General features: G+C 62.6%; 10 protein-coding genes and 1 pseudogene. 10 read left to right on the top strand and 1 reads right to left on the bottom strand.

The features are described from left to right. On the bottom strand, positions 1–192 hold a 192-nt coding region (locus AC01FP_RS16000; protein ID WP_474481665.1), incomplete at its 3' end, for a hypothetical protein. A 258-nt stretch (positions 193–450) separates the two neighbouring features. On the opposite strand from AC01FP_RS16000, the pseudogene AC01FP_RS15995 reads away from it, so the two are divergent. The 10 genes and pseudogenes from AC01FP_RS15995 to dcd all read left to right on the top strand — a co-directional run. Continuing rightward, positions 451–558: pseudogene (locus tag AC01FP_RS15995) on the top strand (hypothetical protein); the annotation flags it as partial. 61 nt (positions 559–619) lie between these two features. Next, positions 620–934 carry a HigA family addiction module antitoxin gene (locus AC01FP_RS15990; protein ID WP_474481664.1) on the top strand — a complete coding sequence of 105 codons (315 nt, stop codon included), beginning with the start codon at positions 620–622 and terminating at the stop codon, positions 932–934. A 209-nt stretch (positions 935–1,143) separates the two neighbouring features. Then, positions 1,144–1,680 (top strand): BrnT family toxin, encoded by a 537-nt coding sequence (locus AC01FP_RS15985; protein ID WP_474481663.1) that lies wholly within the window; start codon positions 1,144–1,146, stop codon positions 1,678–1,680. Next, a complete protein-coding gene (locus tag AC01FP_RS15980) occupies positions 1,677–1,946 on the top strand; it encodes a hypothetical protein (protein ID WP_474481662.1) in 270 nt (89 codons plus the stop codon). The genes AC01FP_RS15985 and AC01FP_RS15980 overlap by 4 nt, the downstream gene beginning before the upstream one ends. A gap of 121 nt (positions 1,947–2,067) precedes the next feature. Continuing rightward, the gene (locus AC01FP_RS15975) at positions 2,068–2,328 is read left to right on the top strand and encodes an AbrB/MazE/SpoVT family DNA-binding domain-containing protein (protein ID WP_474481661.1); all 261 of its coding nucleotides are present in this window, start codon (positions 2,068–2,070) and stop codon (positions 2,326–2,328) included. After that, a complete protein-coding gene (locus AC01FP_RS15970) occupies positions 2,325–2,708 on the top strand; it encodes a type II toxin-antitoxin system PemK/MazF family toxin (protein WP_474481660.1) in 384 nt (127 codons plus the stop codon). The genes AC01FP_RS15975 and AC01FP_RS15970 overlap by 4 nt, the downstream gene beginning before the upstream one ends. Before the next feature lie 47 nt (positions 2,709–2,755). Further along, the gene (locus tag AC01FP_RS15965; protein WP_474481659.1) at positions 2,756–2,947 is read left to right on the top strand and encodes a BrnT family toxin; all 192 of its coding nucleotides are present in this window, start codon (positions 2,756–2,758) and stop codon (positions 2,945–2,947) included. 147 nt (positions 2,948–3,094) lie between these two features. After that, positions 3,095–3,370, top strand: coding sequence for a prevent-host-death protein (locus AC01FP_RS15960; RefSeq protein WP_474481658.1), 276 nt, complete (start codon positions 3,095–3,097; stop codon positions 3,368–3,370). A gap of 200 nt (positions 3,371–3,570) precedes the next feature. Further along, positions 3,571–3,879 carry a hypothetical protein gene (locus AC01FP_RS15955; protein WP_474481657.1) on the top strand — a complete coding sequence of 103 codons (309 nt, stop codon included), beginning with the start codon at positions 3,571–3,573 and terminating at the stop codon, positions 3,877–3,879. A 245-nt stretch (positions 3,880–4,124) separates the two neighbouring features. Then, a complete protein-coding gene (gene dcd, locus AC01FP_RS15950; protein WP_474481666.1) occupies positions 4,125–4,649 on the top strand; it encodes a dCTP deaminase in 525 nt (174 codons plus the stop codon). Positions 4,650–5,062 lie beyond the last annotated feature (413 nt).

Here is a 5,062-nt window from a genome sequence, read left to right as displayed (position 1 = left end):
CGACGCATTAGTCATGTCCTCAAGCCCCCGGATGTACTGATCAGAGGGGTGACAACTTTCCTGAAACTGGGGGGGGCTGCTCCTCCCCAGCAGCTCCATGAGCATGAGGGGTTGGTCGATGTGGCTCATGCGCATGCGCACGGCGATGTACGCGCGCAGGCGAAGGAAGGCAGCAGAGGGGGGCGGGAGCATGGGGGAATCCTGGCGGGTGTGACAGGGGGTGGCACTTGTAGGGGGAGGAACACAGGCAAGCCAGGCCGCCATGTCAGCTCGTGATCGCCTTCGCCCGGCCCCACTGCCTGGCGTGCCTACGTCCAGCGGGGGTAAGGTGACGGTGTGATCAGGTGGTTTCGTTGCCGCGACACCCAGGCCCTCTTTGAAGGGAAGCTGGGGCGCCGCTTTGGAAGCTTCGCTCGCACCGACTTCTGAAAGCTCGCGTTCCGCAAGCTCGCCATCCTTGATGCGGCCGCCTGCCTCAACGATCTACAAGTTCCACCAGGCAATCGCTTGGAGCCGCTCAGGGGTAACCGCCATGGCCAGCACAGGGCCTGTCTCTGAAATCAGTGCATCAACGACCAGTTCCGGCTCTGCTTTATCTGGACGGAAGCCGGGCCAGAGGATGTCGAAATCGTTGACTACCACTGAACTCCTGCTGGTGCCACCGGGTGAGGTTCTACTGGAGGAGTTTCTCAAGCCGATGGGGATCAGCCAATACCGTCTGGCGTTGGCGATCGGAGTGCCGGAGAGCCGCATCAACGCGATCGTGAAGGGGCGGCGGGCGATCACTGCCGACACCGATCTGCGCCTCTGCCGTTTCTTTGGCCTGAGCGAGGGCTTCTGGCTGCGGATGCAGGCCAGCCATGATCTGAAGCTGGCCAAGCAGACCTTGGAAAGCGTGCTGCCGGCAATCGTGCCCATCCAACCAATGGCGTGAGCAGGCCTGGCGGTTCAGTGCCAGCAGATGCCGCCCTCTGCGTCGCTCAGCTGCTCGCCGCCCACCAGGGCGACGATGTCCTTCTCTCAGCGGGTGATGCCGTTGAAGGTGAACCTTGCCCACCATGCGCTTCCCAGGATCCGGCGGGCCACGTCCTGAGCCGGGGCCGGACTGGCTGTTGCCCGGCAAATCCGCGGCCGAGCAGTTCCATGAACATCAGCGGTTGGTTGATGGGTGGGGCTCATGCGCATGCGTTCGGCGATGAACGCGCGCAGGCGAAGCATGGCAGCAGAGGGACTGGAGGCCATGGAGTGATGGTGGCGGCTGCCGGGCGACCGGGCCAGGTTGGATTTTGGTCGACCCGTCAGGCAGGCGCACCTACTGAGATCCCTTCGGGCAATGCCGCCCTCGTCCCCCACCCAAAAACTGATGACAAAAGGCACACAGGGTCATATGGTGTTGCCATGAAGTCCTTTCGCTGGAGCTCAGCCAAGAACGAGGTCCTTCAGGTTCAACGAGGCGTTTCCTTTGAGGCCGTGGTGGTTGCCATCGAATCCGGTGATCTGCTCGACATCATTGAGCATCCGAACCAGGCCCGCTACCCAGGCCAGCGCATTCTTGTCGTTCTGATCTCCGGCTATGTCCATCTCGTGCCTTATGTCGAGGCCGACGATCACCTCTTTCTCAAAACCATCATTCCCAGCCGCAAAGCCACCATCGCCTACCGCCCAGGAGACGCACCATGAACCACCTTGATCACGAAGAGCAGGAAATCCTGGAAGCCTTCGAAGCGGGCACTCTCCGTTCGGTGGCTACTTCTGCAGAGCGCTCCCGCCTGGAAGCTTCCGCAAGGTCAACGGCCACCAAGGATCAGCGCATCAACATTCGCCTCACCAGTGAGGATCTAGGCGCCTTGCGTGCCCGTGCACTGCAGGAGGGCATTCCCTATCAGACCCTGATCAGCAGTGTCCTTCACAAGTACGTGTGCGGCAGGCTTCTCGATCGACCCTGAGCGTGTGGAGCTTCGTGGTTTTGGGCGGCCCGTCAGGCCATCGCCCCTGCTGGGATCCCTTCTGGCTGCGCCGCCCAAGTCACTTGAGGCGTCTATACTTTTGTCTATACGCCTGATGCCCATGGCTGCCACCCCTTCGCGCCAGGCCCTACGCCGCTGGGGCAACAGCCTCGGCATTCGCCTGCCCGCAGCCATCGCCCGGGAGGCTCAGCTGCAGGAAGATCAGTCCGTGGAACTCTCCGTCGTGGAAGGTGGGGTGCTGATCCGGCCGGTTCAGCCTCGCCTGTCTCTGGCCGAACGGCTGGCGGCCTACGAGCCCATGGCTGGCGAACCCACCGAAGCTCTGGCTTTCAGGCCGCTCGGGGCGGAGGTCATCGAGTGAGCCCCAGCCGAGGGGTCCAGGGTTGGGTGCCCGATCGCGGTGACGTGATCTGGATCGACCACTACCCCCAAGCCGGCCGCGAGATGAAGGATCACCACCACTTTGCAGTCTTGTCCACAGCTTCCTTCCACCGCACCGTGGGCCTGGTGGTGGGCTGCGCCATGACTTCAGCGCCCTACAACCGTGGTTCCACCCTTGCTGTGGACCTTGGCCCCATCCCCGATCGGCCGGATGCCCACAGCTATGTGCTCTGCCAGCAACTCAAATCCTTCGACTGGCGCGCCAGGGGCGCTCGCCCCCATCCGATCGGGCGATTGAACGACTCGCAACTGGAGGAGGTGATGACGATTGTGGGGCAGATTCTGGGGTTGGTGGTCTGAGCCAGTTGCCTTCAGTTGTCCAGTGGGAGGGGCAAGACCGCCTGGCTTTGAAGGTTTCGAAAGGAGACGAAAAGGAACTGAATCAGCACCGTATGGAGTTCGCCTTCGATCTGGCCAGGAGAGCCTCCAACCTTGCTAAGCACGGCATCGACTTCCTTGCTGCCCAGCAGCTCTGGAACGATTCGGAGCTCCTGGAGCTTCCGGCCCGCACCATCACCGCGACCAGAACATCCGATTGATTTCCGTTCGGCGGTCCAGACCAGAAGAGGTGGAGCTCTATGAACAGTTCTGATTTCGATCAACGTTGACATCCCCGTGTGGCTCGCGCAGAGCGGTCGCGTTGCGCCAGCTGCGGCTCGATCGCTTTGGAGGCTGTTCTGGGAGTCATGGCGCCATGCAGAGGGCACTGGCTTCGCCCTTTAGCAGACGGGCTGGCCTCCCATCTGGAATCGTCCACGCCGATTGAGGTGACCCGCCATGGCCGCACCATTGGCCTCTACGTGCCCTTGCCCCAGCAAGCCAACCTGAGTGATCGGGACAAAGTGTTGGAGGCTGGCCGGCTGATGCAGGCAGAATTTGAGCGTTTCGGTTTGAGCGAAGACGAGCTCAGTGCTGACTTCAAGGCCTGGCCGAAAGGCCACTGTGAGCAGTCAACGGCCTGAGGGTGGAGCGCAAGCGCTTGGTACTGGACGCGAACATCCTCATTCGCTGAAGCCAATGTGGCCGAGGCTTTGCTCAGCCTGCTGTTGATGGTCCAGGTTGTGGAGAACAACGTGCTGGGGTCGGCCATGGAGGAGGCCTTGGCGAGGATCCGCGACAAGGATGACTGGCCAGCACTGGGTCGTGCCACCAGCACGCCGGCGTGGTGTTCCCCTGGGATCTCACCCGCTCCCTTGAGCTGGCCCTGCTCAAGACCTTCTGCGTGCCCTCGATCTCCGCACTGCTGGATCGCACCGGTGAGTTCGCCCAGCGACCGCGCAAGCGCTTCCACGGCCACTACGCCATCGGCGACGACGACTTCCGCTCCATGCTCTCCACCTTCGTGGGCGAGCCGATCCTCTGGCTGAGTCGATACGGCTGGCGGGGCCTCACCGACCTGGAGCAGGAGCACCTGTTCCGCTTCTGGCAGGCGGTGGGGCAGCGGATAGGGATCAGCGCCATCCCGGCCTAGTGGAGCTGATGGCGCTCAACGAGCAGGTGGAACGGCAGGTGTTCGCCCTGGCCCCCTGCAACCGCCGCGTCGCCGACGCCACGCTGGGGATGCTGCCCGCCGTTCTGGGCTGGCCCGTGGCGCCGGGCTGGCTGCAGCAGCTGGTGCTCGTCGTCCTGCGCCTGCGCAGCCGCGCAGACCCCCTGCGAGCGGCGCCCGAACAGCCTCCTGAGACAATCCACAACCGCCGCCCCAGTGAGATATTCATGGCCGTTCTCGGCAGAAAGGCGATCCTGCAGGCGATCCAGGAGGGCTGGATCGCGATCACGCCCTTCGTTCCCGAACGGGTGGGCCCCGCCTCGCTAGACCTCACCCTCGCCCGGACCTTTCGCGTCTTCCGCAAGGTGCATCAGGTGATCGAGGTGCGCGAACACACCGACTACCGGCAGCTCACCGAGAAGATCGAGGTGCCCGACGGCGAACACATCCTGATCATGCCGGGCGAAACAGTGCTCGGCATCACCCGCGAGCGCCTGCGCCTGGGGCCTGGTCTGTGCGGCTGGCTGGAGGGCCGCAGCCGTTTCGCGCGCCTCGGACTGATGGTGCATATCAGCGCCCCCTTCATGGGGCCAGGGATAGACAGCCAGCAGGTGCTGGAGATGAGCAACTTCGGCCCTGCTCCCCTGGCCGTATACCCCGGCACCGCGATCTGCCAGTTCGTGTTCCAGAAGCTGGAGGGCAGCGAGAGCTACGCCGGCAGCTTCGCCGGCCAGACGGAAGACTCCTTCTGACCAGCCCACGCCCAACAGTGGCACCCGATCGATGCGCGGGGCTGGGCTGGCTGTTGCCTGGCAAGCCCATGGCAAAGCAAATTGACCATTAAGAACGGACTGGCTTATCCGCGATCATTCCAGACAGCCAAGGCGCGTCACCGCATTTCCGGAGTAAGTCATGTTTGTCTTGCACCAGACAGTTTGTCTTGCATCAGAAAGTTTGTCTCACCTACGACATACCTGATGCTGGTATCGAGGTTTCTGATTGACGACGACCTGCGGTGTATCACTATGCTCAGAGTCATGTGAGTTTCGTGAACCTCAACGGCAGCCGCTTCAGCCTCAACAATCAGCGCGTCCTTGTTACAGGCGCGTCGCGCGGCCTTGGCGCAGAAATCGCGTCTTTATTGGCTGCTGCAGGTGCTGATCTG

This window comes from Cyanobium sp. NIVA-CYA 375 (assembly GCF_056108345.1).
The sequence above is the reverse complement of the archived record's forward strand: the minus strand, read 5'-3'. Positions and strand labels throughout refer to the sequence as shown.

What these genes read in the sequence shown, in the direction of transcription:
- AC01FP_RS15990 (WP_474481664.1), top strand. Translation starts at nt 620, where the DNA reads ATGTCGAAATCGTTGACTACCACTGAACTCCTGCTGGTGCCACCGGGT.
- AC01FP_RS15985 (WP_474481663.1), top strand. Translation starts at nt 1,144, where the DNA reads ATGAACATCAGCGGTTGGTTGATGGGTGGGGCTCATGCGCATGCGTTC.
- AC01FP_RS15980 (WP_474481662.1), top strand. Translation starts at nt 1,677, where the DNA reads ATGAACCACCTTGATCACGAAGAGCAGGAAATCCTGGAAGCCTTCGAA.
- AC01FP_RS15975 (WP_474481661.1), top strand. Translation starts at nt 2,068, where the DNA reads ATGGCTGCCACCCCTTCGCGCCAGGCCCTACGCCGCTGGGGCAACAGC.
- AC01FP_RS15960 (WP_474481658.1), top strand. Translation starts at nt 3,095, where the DNA reads ATGGCGCCATGCAGAGGGCACTGGCTTCGCCCTTTAGCAGACGGGCTG.
- dcd (WP_474481666.1), top strand. Translation starts at nt 4,125, where the DNA reads ATGGCCGTTCTCGGCAGAAAGGCGATCCTGCAGGCGATCCAGGAGGGC.